Consider the following 23774-nt stretch of genomic DNA (forward strand, 5'->3'; position numbering starts at 1 on the left):
TTTATTGTATTTATATAGAAGTGTTTTATCCCTTACGATAGCTTTCAATATTGAATGCTTATAGATAGCTCATTTAATTTTCGTCAAGTATAATATAATTTTAAATAACCTTGCCATCATATTATGTTCATATCCTTACGTTTTATTTTTATTGCTAATATTTTTATAGAGATTCTATTAAGAGCACTCTACCTGATCCATACACAGACCTGCATCTATCAAATAGGTATCTTTGAGCTCTCACCTAAAATTTGAATAACTATAATTTTTATTTATTCTATCGCCCATAAATGAATGCATAATATCCCTAGAAATTTCTTATTCAATCCTCTATCAGTATTGTCTTATTGGTGCTCGTTTTTCCACGCTGTATCCTGATTTTTGATGGATCAGCATTGAAATAGCGGGATAGTTGCCTTATCACGTCGGCGTTTGCCCTGCCATTCTCCCTTGGCTCTTCTGTGGATACCACAATATAATCGCCATCCTTCCGTATATCTCCTCTTCCGTGCCTGACCTTAACCATAACAATCAAGCGATCCCGGTTGAGAAGATCCATTTACGGTATAATATTTACGATTTTGTAATCTTTGGATCGCCATAGATTTATGCCAGCCTAGGGCATATTTAGGCATGAATGATGAAGAGATAAAGGATAGGGTCAAAAGATATCCAGAAAGGGCCTCATATAATTTAGAGGATCTGAGATCGATTCTGTCAAGAAACTTTGTGTGCACGGTCTCCTTTGTTGATGAGGGCGTTCCCTATGCTATACCCATGATGTTTGCAAACAGAGGTGAGACTATATACCTGCACGGTTCGATGGAGAGCAGGATATACAGTGTGATGAGATCGAGCCAGTTGATCGCCATTTCGCTTATGGAGCTGAACGGCATCGTGCTGGCCTCCGAGATCAGAAACAATTCAGTCAACTACGTTTCAGCTCTGATCTTCGGAAGGCCTGTGGAGGTTGAGGACAAAGCTGAGAAGCTGCAGACATTCAGAATGCTAACTGAGAAAATAGCTCCTGGCCGCTGGGAAGATTCCATTAAACCTTCGGAATATGATCTGAATGGGGTCTTTGTTTTTTCAGTCAAACCTGAAACGTTTTCAATGAAGATGAGGTCAGGGCCGCCGCATGATTCATTGCAATCCGGCATATGGTCCGGCGTCATACCCATACTACACTCCTATGGAAACGCTGGAGAGGACGCACCGGGATACATCAGATCGCTGTACGGAAGATATCTGTTCAGATGACGGATCAGGCATGCACTGCCCTGCGTGATTTTATTGCCTGAATGTAGGCTGATGCCAGGAATGCCATCAATCCAGATATTATGCATACCACCGCTATACCGGAAGCAATTGAAGATGGATCGATAAGCGCGGCTATGAATGGGGAAAATCCACCAACGATCCTGCCAGAGAAAAACACTATATTTGTAGCCAGCGCTCTTGATCCTGGAGGATAATTTTCGCTGACCCATATACCGCTGAATGAAAAGAAACCGGAAGATATGTATATCGCAGTGAGAACGGCAAGAAGGTATGCATCCGCATGCGTCAGGAGAAGTGCCAGCGAGAACAGTACACCAGATCCAGCAAAGGCCATTGCGACATGTCCTCTCCTGTATCTGTCCGATAGAAAACCGGCTATCACGAATCCAGAAAACCCCGCGAGAGACAGCACAGTGATCAATATAGGGCTGTACTTCAGATCAGAAAGGAGAGTCGGAACGTCCGCCATGAGCGGTATGCTGAACATGAATGCACCTATTACAACGAAGGAGAACGCAACCGTATAGCGCATGAAATTGGGATCCTTTTCATGCACGCTCACGATCCGCCTGCCGCCGGTCTCCATGATCATGGCAGCGGACGGTATGGAGAAGACAAGCGCTATGAGGCCGGCAACCATAAGGTATGTGCGCCAGTAATGGAAAAATACGAAGAGAACGGAATCCAGCATGAAACCAAGGAAATAGAGGCTCTGCATTATGCCACCTATCGTACCTGATGAGCGCCTGAGCGTTTCAACGACCACTGGATAGGATACGCCGTTCTGCGCATTCACTCCAAGTCCTATGAGAAACCAGAAAGCGTATATCATGTATATGGACGTCGAAAACGATGATGCCATAGTAAATATGCCGAAAATGGCAGAGGATATAAGCATTATCAACCTTCTCCCATATCTGTCCGCAGCGTACCCAAGCAGGAGTCCTCCAATGGCCCCGCCTATGAAATCCAGCGGTATTGCAAGAAGAACCGATGAAATTGGAACAGCAAATTGACCGGCGATCTGCGGTACGACCATGGAGATGGAGAAGACAGAAAAGGCTGAGAAAAGAAAAGGTATCATAACCCCGGGTATGTTCCTAAGCCTATCCACCATGCTCACACCTATGCTGATGTTAAGTCAGCTGCTCCTCAGCTGAAGCTTCGGAGCTTCCTGATTCAACGACCGACCTCTGCCTGTACGGATATATTCCGTACAAGCCCGATGTTGCGATCTCCACAGGCGTGAATTCGGATCGCACCGATCCTACTTTTATAAGTCCAATCTTCCTTATGTTCTTGGCGGCATTCAGATCCCTGTCTATAGTTAATCCGCATACATTGCAATGATATATGCGATCTGATAACTTCAGATCATGCTTTATGTTACCGCATCTTGAACATATCTTAGATGATGGATCGAACCTTCCTATCTCTATTATATTCTTTCCATATTTTTCTGCTTTCCATTCCAGTCTCTGCTTGAAGTAATAGAAAGAAACATCACTTAGACTCTTCGATATATGATGGTTCTGCATCATTCCTTTTACGTTCAGGTCTTCGATGATGATGGTATCGTACCGCTTGGCTATCGCAGTAGATACCTTGTCATAGAAGTCCTCCCGCATGTCTCTTAGTTTTTTGTACTCTTTCTGCAATCTCAATATCTGCTTCCTTCTATTCTTCGATCCTTTCTGCTTTCTCGATAACTGCTTCTGGAGTTTCTTTATCCTTTTCTCTACCTTCTTTATGAACCTTGGATTCTCTATTGCTATACCATTCGATAAGGTTGTGAACTTCTCTATTCCGAGATCTATACCAACGGAGTTATCTTCAGATAATGGTTTCTTCTCTGGTAGTTCCTCTGGTATCTCATATATTATTGAACAGTAGTAATAACCTGAATCCTTGGTTATTCTTATTTCGTTAATGTCCTTTATTTCAGATAACTTTTCCTTAGATCCCTTGAAGTATATGCCTTCAGAGAACTTTGGGAAATAGATCCTGTTTCCTTGAATTTTGATGTGCTGTGGTACTGCAAAGAATTCGTTCCTTTCCTTCTTCCTGAATCTTGGATGTTCAGCATTCTTATGGAAGAAGTTCTTGAATGCATTATCAAGAAAGCGTAGAGACATCTGAAGTGATTGGGCGTTGATCTCGTACAGCCATGGGTGTTCCTTCTTGAGTTCGATGAGCATGTTCTGTGTGTCTAAATAGTTCAAAGAGGATTTTTTAGCATCCCTATGCGTTATATAGTATTCGTCCCTCTTTTTTAGAAAGTAATTGTATACGAATCTACAGCTGCCAAAGTGCTTCTCCAGTAAAATTTTCTGTCCTTCGTTTGGATACAGCTTCACTCTGGCAGCTGTTATCATTGATTATAGATATGATGAGATTATTTATAGATCTTTCTATGTATTGGGAGGAAGTCCGTGTATCTCCTGTTCGGAGAAAGAGTTTTTACTGCTTCCCTCAAACTCCTAACTTTTTTATAAAATTAATGATCATGGCAAAACTATTTCACAATTGGTCAATTGGCAATCCTTATCATTTGGGAACTTACGTTAAGATATGGATGAAGAGAACCCTAAAGATGATCCACTTCAGAATAGAGAATTAGATTGACAAAAAATTCAGTAAACATCGGCTATATGCCTCACGTCCACCATCGCAACATCGTATATATCATCGCACACGTTAAGCTTGAACTTTATGAATGTGCGCTCGATCGGCTTGCCGTTTTCAGTGGATCCTATACGCACCATCTCGCTGATGTTAGCGTATATAAGATCGCCATTATCCAGCCTCACCCTCCTTATCAGGTTAACATCAAGTTTCGGCACATAGGAGGTCCTGGTGAGGCAACCATTCCATTTCATATAGAAATCGTCGGAATTCATAAACACCACCCCATAATATTATTACAATTGTATAAAGCATGTAAAAAGATAAAGTATTCGATCTGAATGCTAAAAACGCAATTTCATGTGCTGAATTCAACAGAATTTGCACTGAACGATCGACGTGGTATCGCATAATATCTTCGCATAGGCATATACGATATATCTCAAAATCCGTAAATATCCAGAAAGACTGCTATAACGTTCATGAATGTCAGATGCATACTCTTCTGCCGCAGTTATCATAGGAAAATAAGGCGGGACGCTATCGTGAGGAGACATTCTGATATCTTAGAGATTTCGTTTTTTGCCGAGGAATCTGACATTTATCGCATGATGAATGAATCATGCAGCTATGCCGTGGTCATATGCCCTGAATGTGACGGCATCCGGATCGGAGATCTGGATTCAGCTTTCAGAAACGCAAGGTATCTCATATCGGAGGAGAGATTCTGGGAAGCCCATGAGGCTCTGGAGGATGCCTGGCACAGTTTATCCGGAAAGAAAAGGATTATGGTGCAGGCCCTGATCTGGATCGTCGCTGCCCAGGTGCACTGGCAGATGATGCATACCGATACGGCACTGATCATGCATGAGAGGGGAATTCGAGAGATCAGAGCAGACATGCGTTTTCATTATCCGATGACCGTTGAAGATTTTGACTCGCTCCTGGATAACATTCGATGTGCTGGCGAATGAAGGCGCCTCAGATCTCGCGCATGAATATAACGTCCAGATCGCTCTGCGGGAGCAGACTGCGTTTTTCCACGAGCCTGGCGTAGGCCTCTGCCTCGGCAAGTGCGCCGTTGAGCGCGTTGTGGGGCCTCCTCTCGATGCCCAGCCCCAACGCCGTGATCAGATCGTCAAGCCTCCTCCTTCCGCCCTTATAGATATCAGATGTTTCGAATAGGTATTTCAGATCGATTCTCCTGTCAATCCGGATCATACGAATCGAATTAATTATGCATTCCTGCCCTATGAACGCTATATCGAAGTCTATGTTGTAGCCCGCCACCGTGTAATCCTTCGAATTTTCCGCATACCATTCGGTGAACGCTGCAAGCATATCATACATGGCGCTTCCTATGGAGGCCAGGTAATCCCTTGTGAAGCCGTTGACCGAGAGCGCTCCGTCCTCTATCAGCGCCTCAGGATCCGGCCTCGCCTCCATGTAGAAACGGACCGACGGATTCTCATAGACCACGCACCCTATGCTAATGATGCTGCATTTCAGCGGATCAAGGCCGGTTGTCTCTGTATCTATGAATATCAATTCAATCCCTGAACCAGCGGTATTTAACGTAGAGAGATATGTCGTATATGATCTTTGTTGCACCCGCGACGTACAGAAGCGAAGGTGGCATTGCATCTATTAGAAATCCCCCTATGGCAGGCCCCGGCACCTGCCCCAGTGTCCGGACCGTTGTGAATACGGAATTGCTGTTCACCCTGTAGTCTGGGGGTATGATCGTGTTGGTGAAGCTGTCCCTGGCCGGAACGTCCATCTGGCTTGTCGTCTGCCTCAGATAGAGGAATACCTGGCTCGCTATAAGGTTCGGGATCACCGGCATGAGTATCAGGAAAAAGTTGCTTATGACGTGGGTGTAAACCATGGTGCGTATCAGCCCTATCCTTCCGGATATGCGGGATGATATGAGTATCGATATGGCCGTGACGATGTTGACTATTATGAATATGAAGCCAGCATATCCAAGCGATATGTGGTAAACCACCTTGAACCAGAGCGTGATCATAGACGTGGTCACGAAGCCCCCTCCGAATGCATCTATAGAGAACAGTGCGGACAGCGATGAAATGTGCCTCCTCACCTCGCCAGGTATTTCGCCGGCGGCAGATGGCCTGCTGTACTCAGGGAATGAGATCGCAAGGTATATCATGAGCTGGGCCAGAGCGAACACCAGTAGAACCATGAATATGTAGGAAAAAACGTAGTGTACGTAGAGAAAAAGAAAAAGCGATGCTATGGCTGCGCTTCCATAGGATCCGAAGTTGTAAACCGAAAAGGCCGTGTTCTTGCTTTTCTGGTTCTCTTCGTACCTGCTGATGGTATACTGCTCTACGGGCTGATAGGCTGAGAAATCGCGGCCCGTAAGCGAGATGCCGCCTATGAATATCGCTAATATGAAGACGTATACGTTCCGCGTGAATATGAGTATGACGAATGCCAGCACCATGAGTCCGGATAACAGTATCATCTTCGGCTTCAGCTTCATTTTCACCCTTGGATAGAGAAGGATGAATACCGCGCCGGAGACCAGACTTATAAATATCACGATCGATGTGTAGACTGCGTTGATGCCCAGCGACGATAGGTAATACGGGACGATGATGGCCATGGCCGCAAATATGAAGGAACGAAAGGCCTTTGCTACCGTCAGAAGGAGGGTGTAGGCATGCATGAAAATGTATGATAAAAAATGATAAAAAATTGTGCTTTAGAATGTTCAGTGCCTCCTGAGCAGGGCCACGACGGCGATCGATCCTACGATGAGCCCTGCAACGACACCGATCACCAGGTATTCAAACACAACGCTTGAAGGTACGGCTTTAACTGGTTTAGAGACTTCGAAGGTCACCGTGGTTTTCGCATGCTGTCCATCAGGGCTTGTTACAAGCAGCGTCACCGTATAGCTGCCGGGAGACGTGGCCTGGAATGACGCATAGTTCGTGCCGGTGACGTTCTTCGTCATCACGCTGCCTGATGAGCTGTTGACGAAAATAACAGCATTTACATCATAGCCCGTGTAAGAGAAGGAAACGTTGACGCTTCCGTAGACCGTGGTGTTCGAAGCAGGTGTGTATATTGTCGCCGTTGGATAGAACTGCGATGCCGGAACGTTGACCATGTTTATGGACGTGTAATTGTATGATCCGGTTGCCGTCACCTCTGTAAGATTGAACGTCAGCATGCCGTATGGAAGCATCGAACCGTTGACGGCTATGGTTCCGGACTTAGCCGTCGGCTGTATTGTCGTCACCGCATTACCATTGTAATAAACCGTGATCGAATATGCAGACGTCAGGTTCAGGTTCACGCTGGATGAGTATGCAATGTTGAATATTCCATAGGCGTATGACGGCCCGCTGAGGCTAACAGACGGAGATGGTACAGATGCGGCATAATAGAACTCCATGGATGCGCTGTATTCTATTCCTAGCGTGTCATTGTAGTATACGGTTATTGTGTCAAGGCCGGATGGCAACGATGAATTCAGGCCAAAGACCTGAACCTGCTGGGCGGCCTGCACCGCCTGTCCGTCCTGCCCGAAGCTGATGGGCTTCATGCCGTTCACGCTGTACCACATGTAGTTTATGTATGCGCCGATCGGGGAAAGATAATCCGAGTACAGGGCCTCCGAGTACAGGGCCTCAAATGTGGTCGATGGTGTCACTACAGGGACGCCGTATATGTTGTCCACTGCGTTGGAGAACAGCGAAACTGATGGCCCGCTGCCTATCGTTAACAGCGTCAGGTATGAAACGTCGTGGTCAAGGTAAAGGCCGTTTGCCGCCTGATACACTGGAGCCGACGAATTCGTTATGCCTAGGTAAAGTACGGTGCCTGGAGGCAGACTGTTTGGTATTTTGTAATTAACGTAGCCGGTCGCGTTGGTATACTGCACAGTACCCGGCAACATCATAGTGGGCGTTGACGGACCGTAGAAGTTCAGCGATCCCGGTACGTACAGTGCAACCTGCGCATTCGGTATGCCGACATTGAATGGAAGATACTGGCCCTGCGCAACTGGGAGATAGCTAACTTCATTGTCAAGCAGATAGTTCTCGACAGGATTGCTGAATAATATATTGGCCGTGATCTGCGGTGTCAGCACAAACGAGGTCTCATTGACCATTCCTGAATAGACCGCATAGACGTATATTCTGGTATCATGCGCCACGTTCCATGTATCGAGGAATGCCTGCCCTTTGAGGTTTGTAAGGCCATATGAGGTTACATTAGTCATTAGAAGCTTTGAATTGTTATCCACGTTCAGATTGCTGACGTTTAAGCTCGAGTTGTACGACAGCAGCACAAGTGCATTGTAGACCGGTGTGCCGTTGAACGAAACGTTGACTATCTGCATGTTGGGTTCGATCGGCGGCTCGAACGTTCCGAAGTATCCATAGGAGGAGTTGAAGCTGCCGGAATAATCAAAGGCCGGGAAACCGCCCATAAGATGATCGTACTCTGCATGCACGCTGAGCTTCTCTGACATAATCTTTGAATCGCTGGCATTGGCGATCTGCTTCTGGCCTATCCAGGTGAAGGCGTATGAAAGATGGTTATCGTATGTACCGTTGATCTCAAGGAAGCCCTGTTCCATGAACGTCTTATTGTAAATCTTCAGCATACCTCCGGAATATGAGAAGTTGTATGGACCAGGAACCGTGCTGTTTTGCAGGGCTATGATCTGTCCAGATGCGGTCATGAAGGTAAGGTTCAGCGATTTTGGCGCATTTGTTATCCTAGAATCGTTTCCGGACACGTTGAAGTAGTAGGTCGTCGAGGCCTGGAGCCCAGACGGCTGTCCCATGGTTATGAGCGATGAAGCCGTGACGTTTCCGTATAGGCTGAAGTTACCCTTCTCCCTGTCCGGAGTTATGTTGAAGGGCTGGGTCAGGAACATCTTCGTGTCGTTCATGAAGTTCGGCACGTTTATGGTGCCCCAGCCGGTGAGCATGCTGTAACCATCGGTTGTTGTGTAATAGTTAGAAGGATAGTTCTGCGGACCGTCAAGCGTATAGGACAGATTCACCATCATGGCGCTGAGCGGGTTCGTGCCGTTTGATACGGTGAAGTAAGGATCGGGTATACGAGCCGGATTCTGGCTGTATTCATTGCCCAGTTCGTACAGCAGCGGGTTTATATCACCGAGATAGTCGACGTGTATCGTCGCGTTGAGATAGCTTATTATGTCGGCTATCATGCCTGCAGTGGTCGGCGTGGCCTCGCTCGTGCCGCCGAAGAACCATGAACCCCAATCGCCGTCTATGAGCTCGGTCTGGTTGAAGCCGGCCTCGGCGGAGACCTCAACCTCAGACATCCTCCCCGTGTTTGGAACCAGGTAGCCGTGCTGCCACCAGGGCTGCTTGAAGAAGATGCTCAGCGCTGCGCTTCCTGCGCCGGTTGATATGACCTGCGGCGTACCGTTCACCACGGTGTACTGATTGTTGTCCCAGTATGCCTGTGTGAAGCCGTGATCATGCGATAGGCCTATGCTTACCACATTCATGTTCAGATCGGGCCAGTAGTAGGGCGGTGCGCTGCTGTAGTTGGCAGTTCCGAAGGTGACGTTGAACCTTGAGTACATGCCGGTTACCGGAAATTCAACGCCGGTCTGGTTGAACATGGTCACCTGGTTGCCGCCCACACCCGTAACCCATGGCGAGGTTCCCGGAAATTCTCCGGATATCATGTTCGTGTATCCGTCGTATCCTCCGGAGTCACCGGTTGCCGCCACGATTGTCGAACCCCTCATGCTCAGTAATTCGAACAGGAGGTTCATCAGATCTGCGGACTGCCAGGTCGGCCCGTACATGTTCCACCATGAATCCTCGGAACCGCTCCAGCTGTTAGTTATGACCTGGGGTACCTTACTCAAGTTATAGAGCCTAATATAGGCATGATCCAGAGCCACGGTCGATAATGATGGTATCGCCATTATGTCCAGATGCGCTTTCGGTGCGACTGTCGCTGAATACTGTGTATCCAGGGTGAATTCGCCTAGGTATCCGTCCGTGTACGGTACATATATGTAAGGGGACGGATTTGGAGGCGCCTGATGTGTTATTCCGCTCGCATTCAGGTATGTCACGCGCCCCACTATGGCGCTTGCATTTCCGAACACCTCCTCTCCATATTTCACCATGTCGTTGTAGTTCCAGGCTGGATATGCCAGCGTTGCGTTTACGTACCCCGTACCCATGACTATGGCTATGGTCGTACCAGTGCCGTTCGCACCTGGTTCACCCGCAGTGCCGTTGAGGACTCTGCCGATGCCGTATATCCATACAAGATCAGAGGGGAATAGTGCCTGGAACGGCGGCGTGTATCCCGTTATATTCGATCCGGGATATGGACCGTTGGTCAGGGGTAGCTGAGCCCACACGTATTTCTTGGCATAGAAACCAACTACCTGAGGATGCGTCAGGTTTATCGGGCCTCCAGGCGTTGTGGGGGAAAGCCTGGGCGCATCGTATGTGCCTTTGAGCGTTGGGTATACTGGATTGGATGTCATCTGCATGTTCGTCAGGCCGTCAACCGATATTATGTAACGCCCTATTGATGCCGGAAGCTCTATGCTTCCCATGTTGGCAAAGAGGACGTTTCCGCTGCTGTTCTCAAAGTAATAGAGATCTGTGTGGAACGTCTTCTCTATCAGGGATACGTTGCCTGAGAGATCCACAGCGAAGGGTGTGCTTGAGGAAACACTGAAGCCCATGCCCCTGAAATACGACTCAACGGTGGACTGTGCCTGATAATTGCCGAAGAGGCTGTTTATCTGATCCTCTGAAAGCCAGTGCCTGTAGAGCGGGCTGCCGGGAGAGTTTATCTCCGTGGCGTATTGATTCAGCAGCGGAAGGTTGGCCGGCATGATACCGATCACCAGATGGAGATCCGTATTTGGGCTCATCCTTTCAAAGGGATGAAACCCCGCAGATATCAATCCGGATGATACATTATCACCCGATCGCATCAGTGGACCTGAATTCAGAGCCTGAACGCTGATCTGTTGAGGGTTCGAGGATCCAATCGGACCCAAAAATGATAGGACGCTCAACACAGCGATAATAATAACGACAAAAGTAAGCATGTTTCCATGTTTCATGATGTTTGATCACAATATTTTATTAAAATTTTCGCTTAAAAAATAGATACTCAACTCATCGTTCCATAGCACATTATAGTTTCCTCGTATGATTCAAAGCATGCATGCCCTTTTCGATCCGAGCGATCGATTTACAATATTTATATTCTATGATATTTTTTAGACATAAATGCTTATATAATATGTACATATCACATATTTTGTGAATAATCAAGGATATTCATCTCTAAGAAAAAATGCGATAGGACTTAAGGAAAACATGTTTCAGGGCGTTGCCGGTTCTGCACCCGCTGGTGCTGCCGTTGCAACGCTGACGGGGGCCGCGGCCTATGCGCTTGGATCGCTTCCTCTGGCCGCATTCATCGCCTTCCTTGTTGTGTTCCTGAATGCCTTCATAATAAGCCGTCTTTCAACCAGGATAGCCGGTGCTGGGGGCTACTATTACTACGTCAGAAGCGGCCTGGGAAGCCGCCCCGCAAGGTTCACCGGCTTTCTATACATGTTCTATCAGGTGATGGCGCTGTCCTTCATATCGCTCAGCGTTGGAGTCTTCGTTCCAGCAGTCCTCGGATCTGTATTCGGCATAGCGATACCTGGATATCTGATGTATGTCCTGATTATCGCTGTGCTTGCCTCCGGTTTCCTTATATCCTACAGCGGTGTGAAGGAATCTACAAGATACACGATGTACATGGCCATAGCAGAGATGGCGATAGTGGCCGGCATGGGCATCGTCATCCTGGCCATGAGGCCGTCCATAAACACAGCATCCGTTTTCACCCCAAAGTTCGCCTACGGCGGACTCTCGGGTGTTGGAATAGGCGTTCTGCTGATGTACACCGCCTTCTCCGGCTTCGGTGCATCAACCCCGCTGGGGGAGGAGTCCAGGGAGGCTGAGAGAACAATATCGAAGTCTGTGCTCTTCACCGTTATAGTATTAGGAGCATTCTTCGTCTTCACCTCCTACTACTTCACGGTTGCATGGGGCCCGGCAAACATGGCCAGCTACGCCAGCCCGGACAACCTGGCTCCAGGCATCACCATGATCAGGAGCTATCTCGGTACCGGAGCGGCAATACTAATAACGGTGCTGTTCATAAACAGCCTTCTCACCGGTACGGTTGTCGTGACCAACAGCACGTCGCGAGTCATGATGGCCATGTCCAGGGACGGGATAATACACGGTGCCTTCAGCGGTGTGAGCCGCAGAAAGACCCCGCATATATCCGCAGCATTCGTATCAGCCATGGCAGCAGCCATAGCCATAATATCTGCCGCTGTGATGGGCGGGTTCGGGGCATTCATAATGACTGCAACGGCAGCAACGCTAGGAGTCCTGCTGGTTCATGCGCTGATAAATGTCTCACTGCCGGCTTCTGACATACGACTTCACCGATACCCCTACGGCAGCATGACGATCTCGGTTGTGTCAATAGCTGTGCTAGGCTTCATATTTTACAGCACATTCATGTCTATAAGCACACCGGTCATCGTTGGATCGGCAGCATTCGCGATCTTCTCTGCTGCAGTATTGATCCACTCTATCAGGAATCCCGCTGGTGGATCTGGTATAGAAGCATCAGTCGAATCATGATTGTCGATGGAAAAAAACAGGAGATATGACTAAATATTAAAAATTTTTAATTTTATTCATGCTTTAACTGTATACCTCTTCTCTCCAGAGGTTTCCTCGAGGTTTCTTCCCTTTGTCTCAGGAAGCAACACCAACGTCAGTATGAAGGCTACGATTGCGAATATAGCTAGGATTGTGAAAAGCAGTGGAAGGTGTGCTGATGCGTCTGTCCCAAGTATTATCGCGTCGACGAACGTACCTATGAATGCTCCTGTCTTACCGCCCGCCGCTGACATCCCGGTTCCGAGACCCCTCGTGGTGACAGGGAAAACCTCGGGCGGATATACAAACGTTGTGACGTTTGGCCCGAACATTATGAAGAAGTAGCTAACACCGTAAAGCCCCAGGAAGAGGCTGAGGTTCCCTATGATGGAGTGGTAGCCTATCGCTATTATCGCATACGTCGCTGCCATCACGGCGAAGCCCGTTAGCTGTATCGTTTTCCTGCCTATCCTGTCGATTGTGAACGTGGCTATCCAGTAGCCTGGAAACGCTGCAACCGCAAATATCAAAAGTGTGTACTCAGTGGATTTTATAAGCGCAGGCATGCCCTTTATTGTTGATGGTACAAGCGCTGAGAGTATCGTTGTGGACATTATCGAGTTTCCGTACAGTGCCCAGTCCATAAGGAACCAAGCCCCCATTGTTCCTATCAGCGTCAGAAGGAACGTCCTGTCCCTGAAGAGCGTTGACCACTTGGCCTTAACAACGTACTTCTCGTCATCTGAAACGCTCACATTTATGCCGGTGTATTCCTTAAGATCTCTGGCAGCTTTATTCACATCGCCCCTGGCAGCTGCGGTGTATCTGGGAGGCTCGGGCATCTTCAGCCTGAAGTATATGACTATTGCCGCAGGTATCGCTCCTATGGCAAGCAGCGCCTTCCATGTTATGGCCGGCGATACGCCGTGCAGCATGAATGCAAGCGCTATGAGAGGCCCGGCTACGAGGCCGAAGCTCTGCATGGAGAGTATGCTTCCTATGAATTTGCCGCGGCTCTTCGTGTTGGAATATTCTGCCATTATTGTGGAGCTGGTGGCGTAGTCCCCGCCTATACCTATACCAAGCAGAAACCTCCATCCTATAAGAGCGATGGCGTTGTTGTAGGGCGTCAGAAATGCGCTGCCCAAAGCTCCGATTATCAGTATGGCCAGTTCAAGGCCGTATATCCTCTTCCTTCCCAGATAATCGAGCAGCCTTCCGAACAGGATCGCGCCGATCACCGCCGATATGAGCGATGTGGAGCTTATCAGACCCTTGTAGAACGTATCTATAGTGGTCCATCCCGAGAGGGAAAGTAGCGATACAACAACCCCTATTATGAACAGGTCGTAGGCATCGGTGAAGAAGCCGAGGCCCGATATCAGAAGGGTTTTGATGTGGAAACTTCCCTGAGATCTGTTCAGGGCTTCGTTTATGGCATCCAAACCACCATTGTTCTCTGTCATCATCTATTTATAGGCCGCGGTTATTTTACGTTTTTCTATATAATATATTTTCACTTCATATACCTATATATTCTATATAAAAAACCAGATCTTTAAACTTAAATACGCTCAGGCATTTGTTAAAGGTATGCCTTTCAGGGCGAAGATGAGGATACCTGCATCCCTCTGCATGAGGTGCAGGGGCGCAAAGAGGCTATGCGGCCTCTCATACTGCCCCATAGAGATCGAGCTGATCACGAGATCGAAGGTCGGGATCCAGGGCAGCGTGAGGGAGATCGAGGGATCTTCGCCGCCATCCGTGTTCGTGGGCCGCTATGGATATCCGAAGGTATCCGTTTACCCGTCCGCACCGCCGATTAAGGGCGATACAAGCAGTTTAGCCGTGAGCGCTGCATGGATCGACATGCCGCTGGAGGAGTTCATATCGCAGAGGCTGTCGATGCTGAGGGGATCCACCGAGTTCAGCGTGAATGCGGCCGTGGATCCTGATAAATTGCTCCAGAGGATACAGGAGATATCGTTATCGAAGGGATCGGTTGACGTCGACATACTGCTGGAGAAGCCAATCGACACTTCCAGGATCGAGATAGATGACCATGTCACGCCCATGGGACCGGCTTCCCCAATGAAATCGTTCACGCTTGATTCCACAAAGACGGATCAGCACATAGAGAAGGTGTATTACGATACGGATCTTAAGGCCAGGGATGCAGTCCTAGCGCTCTACAAAGACAAAATAGATGTTGAGAGGATATCGCAGTCGCTGAGCGTCGGGATCATGGGAGAGGGTAGGAGGAGGAAGATAGTGCCCACCAGATGGTCGATAACGGCCGTGGACACGATGATATCAGATGATCTCGTCGAAGATATCAAGGATATGCCGTCAATCGATAAGTTCCTGGCCTACAGGATGAGGGTCAACGGGAACTACTTCATGGCCATACTCACGCCGTCTAACTGGATATACGAGTGGGGCGAATCGTGGTTCCCGGGAAGCACATGGAACATGTGGGGAGATGAGGCCGAGGTGGAGATCGACTACGAGGGATACTACGGCCGCAAGACGTATCCGGACATCGGCGGATGCTACTACTCCAGCAGGGTTGCAGTTGGCGAGGCGTTCAAGAGGATGGGTAGGAGCGGCGGTGCGATAACATGGCGCGAGATATATCCCGGTTTCAACATACCGGTGGGCGTCTGGTTCGTCAGGGAAAACATGCGTAGGCTCTTCTCGCAGAATCCTGAGGAGTTCGATACAATCGATGAAGCCATAAAATACGTTTCTGAGTGGATGAAGGTGCCTCCGGATAAATGGAAGTCAAATTCATACGTTTACAGAACGCTTAGGTACAACAACCTGGAGAGGTTCTTCAGCATATGAGGATAATAGAGATCGATGTGAGGAGCGCGCTGCAGAATTCCGGTCTCAGGGAGCTGGATTACAGCCTCAATCCATACCTTGGATGCATGCACAGATGCCTTTACTGCTACGCTATGGATATGACCAAGGACGAGCGAGCAGCGGATGACTGGGGCAGTACGATAATAGTGAAGAGGAACATACTGGATGTTCTGAGAAGAGAGCTTCCTCATAAAAAGCGCGGAACAGTAGGCATTTCCACCATCACCGATCCGTACCAGCCCATCGAGTTCCGGTACAGGCTCACCAGGCGATCCATGGAGATGCTGCTGAGGGATGGCTTCCGTATATCGATCCAGACGAAATCACCACTTGTTGCCAGGGATCTGGACCTTTTCGCAAGATATCCTGAAATGGTGGATGTGGGCATAACGATCACCACGGCGAACCCGGAGAAGGCAAGGGCCATAGAGACGCAGAGCCCAAGCCCTGAGGCGAGGCGCAGGGCGCTGTCGATGCTGACAGATGCCGGAATAAGGACCTGGATATTCTACGGACCTATAATAAGGGGCTTCAACGACGGCGATGTGGACATAGAGGGCATAGCCGAGATGGCTTCAGCCACGGGATCCAGGATCATATTCGATGCCTTCACGCGCTACCCGCGTGCAGCAAAGCTGATGTCCGCGGCTGGCATCAGGCCACTGCCTGCCGACATGGAAAGCATGGTACCAAGGATAAGGGAGATATGCAATCGCCATAAGGTGGAATGCCACAGCGAGGACGAGGACTATTTGAGCGAAAAAGCCAGGATCAACAGGACGCTGTTCTGATCATATGTAGATGATCTTCTCATTGAACCTTTCGAAGAGCACCTCGTCGGCAAACCCGTATCCTGGGACGTAGCCGTGCCTGCGGTACCTCCCAACTTCTTCAAACCCGTTTTTCTCCAATACCTTCCTTGAGGCTATGTTCGGATCGAAGACGCTGCTTATCAGCTTTCGAAGGTGCATGGTATCGAACGCATACTTTATGATCAGGGATACAGCCTTTGTGGCTATACCGCGTCCCCAGTACTTCTGGTCTATGCCGAATGCTATATACGCATGGCTGTTCTTTGCGTCTATGTCGTAGAGACCGATCGTGCCGATGAAATCTGCGGTCTTTCCATACAGTATTGCGTAAATCCTGTTTCTATCCCTGTTTCTGCGCAGCCCCTCGTAGAATTCCTCAACGTCTTCCCGATAGAAGATCTGAGTGGGATCTCGCAGGAACCTTGCGCCCTTTGGATTGTTGAATATCTCATAGATCCTCTGAAGATCGTCCCTCTCAATGAGGCCAATCTTCACGTCCTCGCTCTCAGCTATAAGCGGCCGCATGATTAACCAATGAGAAGATCTATAAAAACGATGTGAAATATTCTTCATGCATGAGATCGGACTCACCCGCATGCATTCTGAGATCAACGTCCAGTCAGGCTTCAATTCTTTCCGATCCTCATTCTCATGATGGCGCCCACATATTCGGTGTACACCTTTCTGCCTTCCTCAGTCAGCGAATATACGGTGACTGGGCCATTCAAGCTGAAGGCGAAGCCGGACTTTATGAGACCTTTCTCCATGAGTTTATTCAGATGGTTCGCAAGACTTCCCTTACCCAGTCCGGTGAGATCAAGCAGATCGGAGAAGCTAAGCCTGTCGTTGAGGTACAGCGATATGATTATCAGCAGGCGCATGGATGATTTCATGGCATCGTCGCTGAGCCTCCTGGCGAGATTCGCTATCTCCTTGTTCAGGTCCGGCCTTGTTCCCTGATCATCCAATTTCCAGCCCCTCCCTGGCGTGATACAGCGCATATATGGAACACCAGAACCATGATGCGATCAGGGCTGTGAGGGAAATCAGTGCAATTATGCCCCTCAGATATGAAGATACGGTGAACATTGTGGACGTCAGAGCTATTGCGAACGCCAACATAGAGAATATAGATACGTAGCCCTCAGAGGGTATCTTCTCAAACGATCTCCTGAGATGTGAATACACGTAATAAGATATGAAGTACAGAAACGGAACGGCTGAATAATAGCTGTATTTCGGCATGATGTGTCCAAGTACAGCAGCCGCGATCAGCGTCAATATGAATATCACCCAGTAATATACAGTATACCTTCTGGACCACGCGTGGTATTTGTCATCCAGAAGGTGACGGAGATCCTCTGTTCTGGCGGCGATCCTGAATACCCTCCTTGAGAGGTAACCGGAGAAAAATACTATGAAAAATATGGAAGAAAGCAGTATTAGATAACCTGCAGGGTTCCTCACAAATGTGAATATTATTATGGAGGAAAGAAGCATGAAGGTGAATCCAGAGGCCCAGATCGCATAATACATTCCCCAGGATCTTCTCAGCATATAAGACTGCCTTCTGACTGCTATCCTCGCTATTTCATCCAGCTTTTCAGAGTATTCGGGTCCGTTCATAGCTGCCTCATTTCCTCTGCACTTCTGGGCCTTATCCTGCGCAGTAAAAAAACATCCGCTATAAAAAGAATCGCCATCCAGCAGACAACGGATGCGTATATCGCAGCGGGCGAGACGGAGGGCGATCCATACGCTACAAGGCTCAGATTTATCGCCCCCGTGAATGAATACGAGAGAAGATACTCGATGCCCAGGAACGGGTATAAGACCGCGACCCACCTGCTTATGCTGATGTACAGCGGCAGATAGGCTGAGATGAAGGCCAGGAATAAGGGGACAAAACTGGTAAATGAAGCGTTTTTCAAACTGAAATGATTGTTTACAACCAGCGCCACCATGACGGAAAAGACGTAAAAGAAGGCGCCGGTCACGATGATCGCTGGTATTATATATGGATTCGGCAGTGTGAGGTGCCCGAATCTCAGCGAAAACAGAAATATGTTGGCCGCGGTCACGGTCGAAAGCGTGGCCATTGAGGTGACCAGATAGCCAGAGAAGAATATAAGTTCGTAACGCACCGGCCTCAATCGTGAAAACCTGAAGAGATATGCCAGAGAGGAGCTTGAGAAAAACGTTATGTATGCTATGCCTGTTCCAGAGGATCCGGCTGAGATGACTGCCTCTATTGAATACCATGCCGAGATATAGTATTTTTCTGATCCGACAGCAACACCCCTGGATGCGACGAATGATCCGATGACTGCCCAGACCAGTACGAATAAGACGCTCCAGAACCATATGGATCTGTTCTTCATGATTCCTATGGTGACCTCTTTAATCATAGATCGCCTCCGATAAGAGATCCATGGAACCTGCAGTGGACAGCTTTACCTTACCGCTTCCGATCTTTACATAGAATGTTCTTTTGCCTAAATCGATCTGAAACAGCACTCTCCCATGAGGATCCGGATCAACGTATAGTTCCTCTATCAGATCGGCGGGAGCGCTGCCGAAGAGCCTTCCATTGAACATGAAGAACAGTCTGAGTGACCGGATCCTTCGAAGCATGCTCATCTCATGCGTTATGATCATGACAGATTCCAGCCGATCGTCTATGATCTCGGCCAGCAGGCCCTTGGATCTCTGATCCAGACTCTCAAACGGCTCATCCAGCAGCGCGATTCTGTATCCAAGGTTTAGGGCCATGATGTTGCAGAATATCTTCCTCTGGCCCTCACTCATTTCCCGGATCTTCCTATCCATGGCACCCTCAAGACCGAACCTGGCCATATCATGCATGATGCGATCCCATCCGACGCTCACCGCCTGGGCGTATATCCTCGTCAGGACGCGGGCATCGGAATCCAGTATCCTGAAAACCTCAGGCAGATTTACTCCCAGGCCAGGCATACCATCCGATTTCTTGATCGATCGACCTTCGTACATTATATCGCCTGAGAAATCGGAAATGAGCCCAGCTATGGACTTGAGGAGCGTTGTCTTTCCCGATCCGTTTGGACCTATTATCGCTATCTTCTCATCAATTATATCCATATTTATTCCGTCAAGCACCTTCATGGAACCGTACGACACGTGAAGGTCTCTTATCGAAAGCATATTGAGTCATATTCACTGCTTATTTCAATGGTCTTTTTGGTACAAAATCTGTACTGAAAACCCGATGCTTCGAATTCTATCTCTTCTCCTCGAAGTATCTCTTAATTATGTCGAAATAATGGTTTATCTCCTTCATGCCGGCCTCTGTTATCCTGACTATAGCCCTTGGCCTGGCTCTTGTGAACTCTGTCTTTACCGTTATGAGGCCATGCTTCTCCAGAACCTGCAGATGCATGTAGAGCGATGATTTGGCCAGCCCAGTTGATCTCAGCAGATCGGTGAATGTGGATTTACCGACGCCGAAGAGCGCGATCAGTATGCCTATCCTGGCTCCGCTAGAAAGTATGGGATCGTTGGCAAGGTCCTCTATACCCTGATCTTCCGTCATGAAGCCGACTCTCCTATCTTCTTCAGATCGATGAACGTACCTATGCCAGCCACAAGCCAGGTGACCGAGAATATGAAGTAGAGGTATGGAAATACGAATTCACCCAGTAAGAATCCCGTTATAAAGCCGGCGATGGCGATCCAGTCCCAGATCCACCATGGTGGTACGTCTTCGAAGAGTTTGAACGTCCGGTAGAACCACAGTATTATGGCAGCGATAAATACAGCATCCATGAATATGTAATAGCTGTACAGCCTGAAGATGGTGAGATATATGTAGAGTATCAGCGGCGAAATGAAAAGTATGAGGAAGAAGGTTGGCCCGTTGGTTGCTATTCTGAAGAATGACCCACGGTTCTTTCCCCTCACCTCGTATTCCATCCTTATGGCAGCGTACTGAATTCTCCGTGTTTTCCTCAGAATCGTGTACGTGATTGCGATGTAGACTGCATAGACTATTATTATTGAGCTAGCATTTTTCAGATAATAATGCAGGGCTCCTGAAAAATGGTAGGATAATATGATTGAAAGTATGAACGAGGCTGGTACGAGTGTGGAGAACAGTATGTATATCTTGCCTATCCTCCTCCTTATATCCATGAGATAGGCACGCGTTGCTATGATCCTCCCCGTCTCGAAGTTTTCATCGATCCTCTGCATCATCCACCTCAGAACAGCCTCTCGCCATCCACACCTGATGACCCTATGCGCTTCATGAATATTATGGATGCCGTGTATGATATCAGCATTGAAGCGGCCAGCGAGATCAGTGCCAGATGGGGATCAACGCTGTACGGCGTGATCGTGTTGAAAGGGAACCTCTTCGATCCGGAATAGAGGTAGATCGTCAGGTACGTGGATGACAGGAACGGTGACAGGTAATAGGACGCTCCATGGACACCCGCTTCTATTATTGAGAAGTCTGCGGCGAAGTAGATGTATATGGGTAGAAACCTGATGTAATTCAGGTGTCTGTATCCGCTGTATGTTATGAAGATCGAGAATATAGCCAGCGTTACGCCTGATACTAACAGGCCCTCTGCCGGCGCCAGCGCTATGATACCTAGAAGCGAGCGAGGTGCTGCGTCTATATGGTATCTCTCAAAATTGAGCAGCCAGTTCACGCCGAGTATGATCGAACCCAGGATCAGGAAGAGGATTGACATGGCCGCCATGAGGCTAAGCATGTACCAGGATCTTGTGGCCTTCGTGTACCGGAATAGGTATCCAAAGGATTTTGACTGCACGGCGAAGGAGGATGATATGGATACGGCTGCGAAGCTCATCGAGAGCATGAATATGAGACCGTAGTCTATGGATTCTATCTCCCTGACCGAAGACGGGTTGACCGGCCCCTGCCCTATGTGCGAGAGGAAGAAAACCGTGAGTACATCGAAGAAGATCGAAAACATCATAGACCATACAAGTATCCTTCTGTCAATTACCATTGTCCTCAGCAGATATTTCAGGAACTTCATGGGTAGTCAATGCAAATCCGTAATTAAATGCACAGCAAAAGTACAGAAACTGAACAATATGACGCTGTTATATGTGAATGATGGATGCACTGTTATGATAGAAGCCAGGAAATTTACCGTAAGATCATTCAGAAAGAATATAGTAGGCCCGCTCGATTTCACGTTCCAGAACAAGACGATAATACTCGGATCCAACGGCAGTGGGAAAACCAGCATAGTCAAGGCGATATGTGGGCTTTATCCATACGCAGGCAGTCTTAAGGTAAACGGGAATGAGGTGTCCAGCATAAAGGCCAGCGGCATGGTCGCGGCGAACATACCGGAAATATACTCCATTGCTGGCCGTGTGTACGACATCGCTGAGATCTTTTCCGAGATAGGCGGCCTCGATCTCGCTGCATTCATGGATTTCCTTGACGACATGAACCTGAAAAAGATAGCAGAGAAACCATTCGGAAGCCTTTCTACAGGGGAGATGAAGATCGCCATGGCTGCGATGAGCTTCTCCAGAAAACCTTCAGTGCTGATCATGGACGAGCCGTTCGAGAACCTGGACGGAAGACGCAGGGCGATCATGATCGACAGGATGCTGAATTATGAGGGCGATGTTGTCATCGTCACGCATGAGATTGAGGTTCTGAAACATTTTGGCGGATATTCCGTCCACTTCCTCATGGATGGGATGATGCAGGGGCCTGTGGAATCATCCGCACTTTCAAGATCGAAGATCGTTAGAGGAGAAGCTTCTGGATCCATAGCCACGCTCATAATGGGCGGCGAACGATACTCCATAGTTGAGGGTGGAGAGCCAGGAGAAGGGATACTTTCAGCTGGAACGGTTGACAGGATATACGGTGCCTGATCGAACGTTCACTTCAATGGGCTATTCGATGACAGATCGCTTATAATTCAATGGGCCTCCAAACCCGATAATCATTGCATGATACACCCGACGGATCGAAAGAATGATATCAGATTCATGATAAATTATCATGATATATACTTAGAAATCATATCCTAGCTGTTCATATGAAGACGGAGATACTGAAGATTGAAAGCGAAGCGCTGAAGGACAACTTTCTCAACGATCCCCATGAAAGGGAGGTGCTGGTATACACGCCGGATAACGTTGAAGACGGCTATCCCCTGATGATAGAACTTGCGGGGACGAACTGGAAACCGAGGACGCACAACAAATTTTCCGCAATCATGGAGAAGCTATTCAGCCAGGGCCTGAAAGCTGTTGTGATAAACCCAAATTTTTCAACGAAGTACAACATAAACCAGTACATAAACTCCCCCGCGGTCGGAAACTATGAGGATTTTATAGTAAAGGAGCTGATACCGTTCTTCAGGGAGCGATACAGGACCGATCGCACGATTCTTTTCGGAAAATCCTCCGGTGGATTCGGTTCTTACACCATTGCAGTGAGGCATCCGGACGTCATCGATGGATTTGCGGACCACTTCGGAGACAGCTGCTTCTACTATCTGTATGCGGATGATCTGGCATGCACATTCAAGGCTGTCGAATCAAAGGGAAGGATGGATCTTCTGAAGGAACTCACCTCCAGGCGGCCGAGCGATGAGGAGATGAGGATACTGAACGTTTTCGGCAGCTCGGCGTTCTACTCGCCTGATATGGATAATGAATCGGGATTCGATCTTCCGTTCGATGAGGAGACGGGTGAGATAATCGATGATGTATGGAGGAGATGGGTCGAATTCGATCCAGCCAAGAATGTCCTGAGGCATCTTGACAGCCTGAGGAAGATGAAGGCCATATACATCGATGTGGGAAAGAACGATGAGTACAGGCTGTACATCGGATCAAGATCGCTGCATAAGAAACTGGCAAAGAACGGCATAGACCATCATTATGAGGAATTCGATGGCGGGCATTTTGGAAATTCTGAGCGGTACTTGACGTCTATACCTTACATATATGAAAGACTGAAGGAATCATGATCCCATTTTGCATCGCAATGCGATACCGCAGGTCAAAAAGATTTATAGCGAGTTGCTATTAGGGGTATGAGGGCCGGTAGATCAGAGGTAGATCGCTTCCTTGGCATGGAAGAGGCCAGGGGTTCAAATCCCCTCCGGTCCATTCATATTAAAATTACCTCTGAATTGTTTTTTTCCTGTTGAATACTTTGAGCATTTTTCTTGAATCTTTAATATCAGAGAGCGGGATCAGATATTTTCGCAAATTGATCATTTTCATTTCTTTGGTATACATATTCTGGAATATACAATTTCAACAATTTCAATATATCAATTTTAGCGAATATAAAAACACAATCGTAAAATTAATGTGTTTGAATGCTCCTTGTTATGGATATATAAATATTAATTATTTTTCAGGTAAAAATAAAATTAAAAATTTATGCAAAATT

At 47.9% G+C, this 23774-nt stretch carries 23 protein-coding genes and 1 tRNA gene; 8 read left to right on the plus strand and 16 right to left on the minus strand.

The genetic code is table 11. The features are described from left to right. Positions 1-322: 322 nt before the first annotated feature. The gene (locus DMB44_RS08090) at positions 323-559 is read right to left on the minus strand and encodes a DUF167 domain-containing protein (protein WP_110642589.1); all 237 of its coding nucleotides are present in this window, start codon (positions 557-559) and stop codon (positions 323-325) included. 74 nt (positions 560-633) lie between these two features. On the opposite strand from DMB44_RS08090, the gene DMB44_RS08095 reads away from it, so the two are divergent. Continuing rightward, positions 634-1260 (plus strand): pyridoxamine 5'-phosphate oxidase family protein, encoded by a 627-nt coding sequence (locus DMB44_RS08095; protein ID WP_110642591.1) that lies wholly within the window; start codon positions 634-636, stop codon positions 1258-1260. A gap of 4 nt (positions 1261-1264) precedes the next feature. On the opposite strand, the gene DMB44_RS08100 is transcribed toward DMB44_RS08095, so the two are convergent. The 3 genes from DMB44_RS08100 to DMB44_RS08115 all read right to left on the minus strand — a co-directional run bounded on the left by DMB44_RS08100 (position 1265) and on the right by DMB44_RS08115 (position 4181). Next, positions 1265-2398, minus strand: coding sequence for an MFS transporter (locus DMB44_RS08100; RefSeq protein WP_110642593.1), 1134 nt, complete (start codon positions 2396-2398; stop codon positions 1265-1267). A 19-nt stretch (positions 2399-2417) separates the two neighbouring features. Continuing rightward, positions 2418-3656, minus strand: coding sequence for an RNA-guided endonuclease TnpB family protein (locus tag DMB44_RS08105; RefSeq protein WP_110642595.1), 1239 nt, complete (start codon positions 3654-3656; stop codon positions 2418-2420). Positions 3657-3914: 258 nt separating this feature from the next. Continuing rightward, entirely contained in the window at positions 3915-4181 is a 267-nt protein-coding gene (locus DMB44_RS08115; RefSeq protein ID WP_110642599.1) for a hypothetical protein, read from the minus strand. Positions 4182-4514: 333 nt separating this feature from the next. On the opposite strand from DMB44_RS08115, the gene DMB44_RS08120 reads away from it, so the two are divergent. After that, positions 4515-4880 carry a DUF309 domain-containing protein gene (locus DMB44_RS08120; RefSeq protein ID WP_161952116.1) on the plus strand — a complete coding sequence of 122 codons (366 nt, stop codon included), beginning with the start codon at positions 4515-4517 and terminating at the stop codon, positions 4878-4880. A 7-nt stretch (positions 4881-4887) separates the two neighbouring features. On the opposite strand, the gene DMB44_RS08125 is transcribed toward DMB44_RS08120, so the two are convergent. The 3 genes from DMB44_RS08125 to DMB44_RS08135 are packed head-to-tail and all read right to left on the minus strand — an operon-like array spanning position 4888 to position 11032. Further along, the gene (locus tag DMB44_RS08125; protein ID WP_161952117.1) at positions 4888-5454 is read right to left on the minus strand and encodes an exonuclease domain-containing protein; all 567 of its coding nucleotides are present in this window, start codon (positions 5452-5454) and stop codon (positions 4888-4890) included. Between the two features lies 1 nt (position 5455). Next, positions 5456-6601: an MFS transporter gene (locus tag DMB44_RS08130; RefSeq protein ID WP_110642605.1), complete on the minus strand. Its 1146-nt coding sequence runs from the start codon at positions 6599-6601 to the stop codon at positions 5456-5458. A gap of 45 nt (positions 6602-6646) precedes the next feature. Further along, positions 6647-11032 (minus strand): protease pro-enzyme activation domain-containing protein, encoded by a 4386-nt coding sequence (locus tag DMB44_RS08135; protein ID WP_110642607.1) that lies wholly within the window; start codon positions 11030-11032, stop codon positions 6647-6649. A gap of 202 nt (positions 11033-11234) precedes the next feature. Here DMB44_RS08135 and DMB44_RS08140 point away from each other — a divergent pair, with 202 nt between their 5' ends. After that, a complete protein-coding gene (locus DMB44_RS08140; RefSeq protein WP_110642609.1) occupies positions 11235-12626 on the plus strand; it encodes an APC family permease in 1392 nt (463 codons plus the stop codon). A 56-nt stretch (positions 12627-12682) separates the two neighbouring features. On the opposite strand, the gene DMB44_RS08145 is transcribed toward DMB44_RS08140, so the two are convergent. Beyond that, positions 12683-14113, minus strand: coding sequence for an MFS transporter (locus tag DMB44_RS08145; RefSeq protein WP_110642635.1), 1431 nt, complete (start codon positions 14111-14113; stop codon positions 12683-12685). Positions 14114-14240: 127 nt separating this feature from the next. Here DMB44_RS08145 and DMB44_RS08150 point away from each other — a divergent pair, with 127 nt between their 5' ends. Continuing rightward, positions 14241-15494 carry an Nre family DNA repair protein gene (locus tag DMB44_RS08150; protein WP_110642611.1) on the plus strand — a complete coding sequence of 418 codons (1254 nt, stop codon included), beginning with the start codon at positions 14241-14243 and terminating at the stop codon, positions 15492-15494. Continuing rightward, positions 15491-16306 (plus strand): radical SAM protein, encoded by an 816-nt coding sequence (locus DMB44_RS08155; RefSeq protein WP_110642613.1) that lies wholly within the window; start codon positions 15491-15493, stop codon positions 16304-16306. Before DMB44_RS08150 ends, DMB44_RS08155 begins: the two co-directional genes overlap by 4 nt. Here DMB44_RS08155 and DMB44_RS08160 read toward each other — a convergent pair whose 3' ends face one another. The 8 genes from DMB44_RS08160 to DMB44_RS08195 all read right to left on the minus strand — a co-directional run bounded on the left by DMB44_RS08160 (position 16307) and on the right by DMB44_RS08195 (position 21375). Then, the gene (locus tag DMB44_RS08160; protein ID WP_161952118.1) at positions 16307-16852 is read right to left on the minus strand and encodes a GNAT family N-acetyltransferase; all 546 of its coding nucleotides are present in this window, start codon (positions 16850-16852) and stop codon (positions 16307-16309) included. Positions 16853-16953: 101 nt separating this feature from the next. Beyond that, positions 16954-17295 (minus strand): transcriptional regulator, encoded by a 342-nt coding sequence (locus DMB44_RS08165; RefSeq protein WP_161952119.1) that lies wholly within the window; start codon positions 17293-17295, stop codon positions 16954-16956. Further along, complete coding sequence (locus DMB44_RS08170) at positions 17288-17953, minus strand: hypothetical protein (protein ID WP_110642619.1); 666 nt, start codon at positions 17951-17953, stop codon at positions 17288-17290. Before DMB44_RS08170 ends, DMB44_RS08165 begins: the two co-directional genes overlap by 8 nt. After that, the gene (locus DMB44_RS08175) at positions 17950-18735 is read right to left on the minus strand and encodes a hypothetical protein (RefSeq protein WP_110642621.1); all 786 of its coding nucleotides are present in this window, start codon (positions 18733-18735) and stop codon (positions 17950-17952) included. The genes DMB44_RS08170 and DMB44_RS08175 overlap by 4 nt, the downstream gene beginning before the upstream one ends. Further along, positions 18728-19510, minus strand: a complete 783-nt coding sequence (locus tag DMB44_RS08180; RefSeq protein WP_110642623.1) for an ABC transporter ATP-binding protein — start codon at positions 19508-19510, stop codon at positions 18728-18730. The genes DMB44_RS08175 and DMB44_RS08180 overlap by 8 nt, the downstream gene beginning before the upstream one ends. A 76-nt stretch (positions 19511-19586) precedes the next feature. Then, positions 19587-19898 (minus strand): transcriptional regulator, encoded by a 312-nt coding sequence (locus DMB44_RS08185; RefSeq protein ID WP_110642625.1) that lies wholly within the window; start codon positions 19896-19898, stop codon positions 19587-19589. Beyond that, positions 19895-20560 carry a hypothetical protein gene (locus tag DMB44_RS08190; protein WP_110642627.1) on the minus strand — a complete coding sequence of 222 codons (666 nt, stop codon included), beginning with the start codon at positions 20558-20560 and terminating at the stop codon, positions 19895-19897. The genes DMB44_RS08185 and DMB44_RS08190 overlap by 4 nt, the downstream gene beginning before the upstream one ends. Positions 20561-20565: 5 nt before the next feature. Next, positions 20566-21375 carry a hypothetical protein gene (locus tag DMB44_RS08195; RefSeq protein WP_161952120.1) on the minus strand — a complete coding sequence of 270 codons (810 nt, stop codon included), beginning with the start codon at positions 21373-21375 and terminating at the stop codon, positions 20566-20568. A gap of 94 nt (positions 21376-21469) precedes the next feature. Here DMB44_RS08195 and DMB44_RS08200 point away from each other — a divergent pair, with 94 nt between their 5' ends. From DMB44_RS08200 to DMB44_RS08210, 3 genes are all read left to right on the plus strand, one after another. Beyond that, a complete protein-coding gene (locus DMB44_RS08200; protein WP_161952121.1) occupies positions 21470-22237 on the plus strand; it encodes an ATP-binding cassette domain-containing protein in 768 nt (255 codons plus the stop codon). 167 nt (positions 22238-22404) lie between these two features. Beyond that, on the plus strand, positions 22405-23343 hold the full coding sequence (locus DMB44_RS08205; RefSeq protein WP_110642633.1) for an alpha/beta hydrolase family protein: 939 nt from the start codon (positions 22405-22407) through the stop codon (positions 23341-23343). A 70-nt stretch (positions 23344-23413) separates the two neighbouring features. Beyond that, positions 23414-23485: transfer RNA gene (locus DMB44_RS08210), tRNA-Ala, on the plus strand. The last annotated feature ends 289 nt before the right edge of the window (positions 23486-23774 follow it).

The sequence above is a fragment of the Thermoplasma sp. Kam2015 genome (genome assembly GCF_003205235.1).
GTDB lineage: Archaea > Thermoplasmatota > Thermoplasmata > Thermoplasmatales > Thermoplasmataceae > Thermoplasma.

Coding starts and splice junctions, on each gene's coding strand:
- DMB44_RS08105 (WP_110642595.1), bottom strand. CDS start 3,656: ATGATAACAGCTGCCAGAGTGAAGCTGTATCCAAACGAAGGACAGAAA.
- DMB44_RS08195 (WP_161952120.1), bottom strand. CDS start 21,375: ATGAAGTTCCTGAAATATCTGCTGAGGACAATGGTAATTGACAGAAGG.
- DMB44_RS08090 (WP_110642589.1), bottom strand. CDS start 559: ATGGATCTTCTCAACCGGGATCGCTTGATTGTTATGGTTAAGGTCAGG.
- DMB44_RS08200 (WP_161952121.1), top strand. CDS start 21,470: ATGATAGAAGCCAGGAAATTTACCGTAAGATCATTCAGAAAGAATATA.
- DMB44_RS08115 (WP_110642599.1), bottom strand. CDS start 4,181: ATGAATTCCGACGATTTCTATATGAAATGGAATGGTTGCCTCACCAGG.
- DMB44_RS08170 (WP_110642619.1), bottom strand. CDS start 17,953: ATGAACGGACCCGAATACTCTGAAAAGCTGGATGAAATAGCGAGGATA.
- DMB44_RS08185 (WP_110642625.1), bottom strand. CDS start 19,898: ATGACGGAAGATCAGGGTATAGAGGACCTTGCCAACGATCCCATACTT.
- DMB44_RS08180 (WP_110642623.1), bottom strand. CDS start 19,510: ATGCTTTCGATAAGAGACCTTCACGTGTCGTACGGTTCCATGAAGGTG.
- DMB44_RS08160 (WP_161952118.1), bottom strand. CDS start 16,852: ATGCGGCCGCTTATAGCTGAGAGCGAGGACGTGAAGATTGGCCTCATT.
- DMB44_RS08145 (WP_110642635.1), bottom strand. CDS start 14,113: ATGACAGAGAACAATGGTGGTTTGGATGCCATAAACGAAGCCCTGAAC.
- DMB44_RS08155 (WP_110642613.1), top strand. CDS start 15,491: ATGAGGATAATAGAGATCGATGTGAGGAGCGCGCTGCAGAATTCCGGT.
- DMB44_RS08095 (WP_110642591.1), top strand. CDS start 634: ATGAATGATGAAGAGATAAAGGATAGGGTCAAAAGATATCCAGAAAGG.
- DMB44_RS08130 (WP_110642605.1), bottom strand. CDS start 6,601: ATGCATGCCTACACCCTCCTTCTGACGGTAGCAAAGGCCTTTCGTTCC.
- DMB44_RS08100 (WP_110642593.1), bottom strand. CDS start 2,398: ATGGTGGATAGGCTTAGGAACATACCCGGGGTTATGATACCTTTTCTT.
- DMB44_RS08190 (WP_110642627.1), bottom strand. CDS start 20,560: ATGATGCAGAGGATCGATGAAAACTTCGAGACGGGGAGGATCATAGCA.
- DMB44_RS08150 (WP_110642611.1), top strand. CDS start 14,241: ATGCCTTTCAGGGCGAAGATGAGGATACCTGCATCCCTCTGCATGAGG.
- DMB44_RS08205 (WP_110642633.1), top strand. CDS start 22,405: ATGAAGACGGAGATACTGAAGATTGAAAGCGAAGCGCTGAAGGACAAC.
- DMB44_RS08175 (WP_110642621.1), bottom strand. CDS start 18,735: ATGATTAAAGAGGTCACCATAGGAATCATGAAGAACAGATCCATATGG.
- DMB44_RS08135 (WP_110642607.1), bottom strand. CDS start 11,032: ATGAAACATGGAAACATGCTTACTTTTGTCGTTATTATTATCGCTGTG.
- DMB44_RS08120 (WP_161952116.1), top strand. CDS start 4,515: ATGATGAATGAATCATGCAGCTATGCCGTGGTCATATGCCCTGAATGT.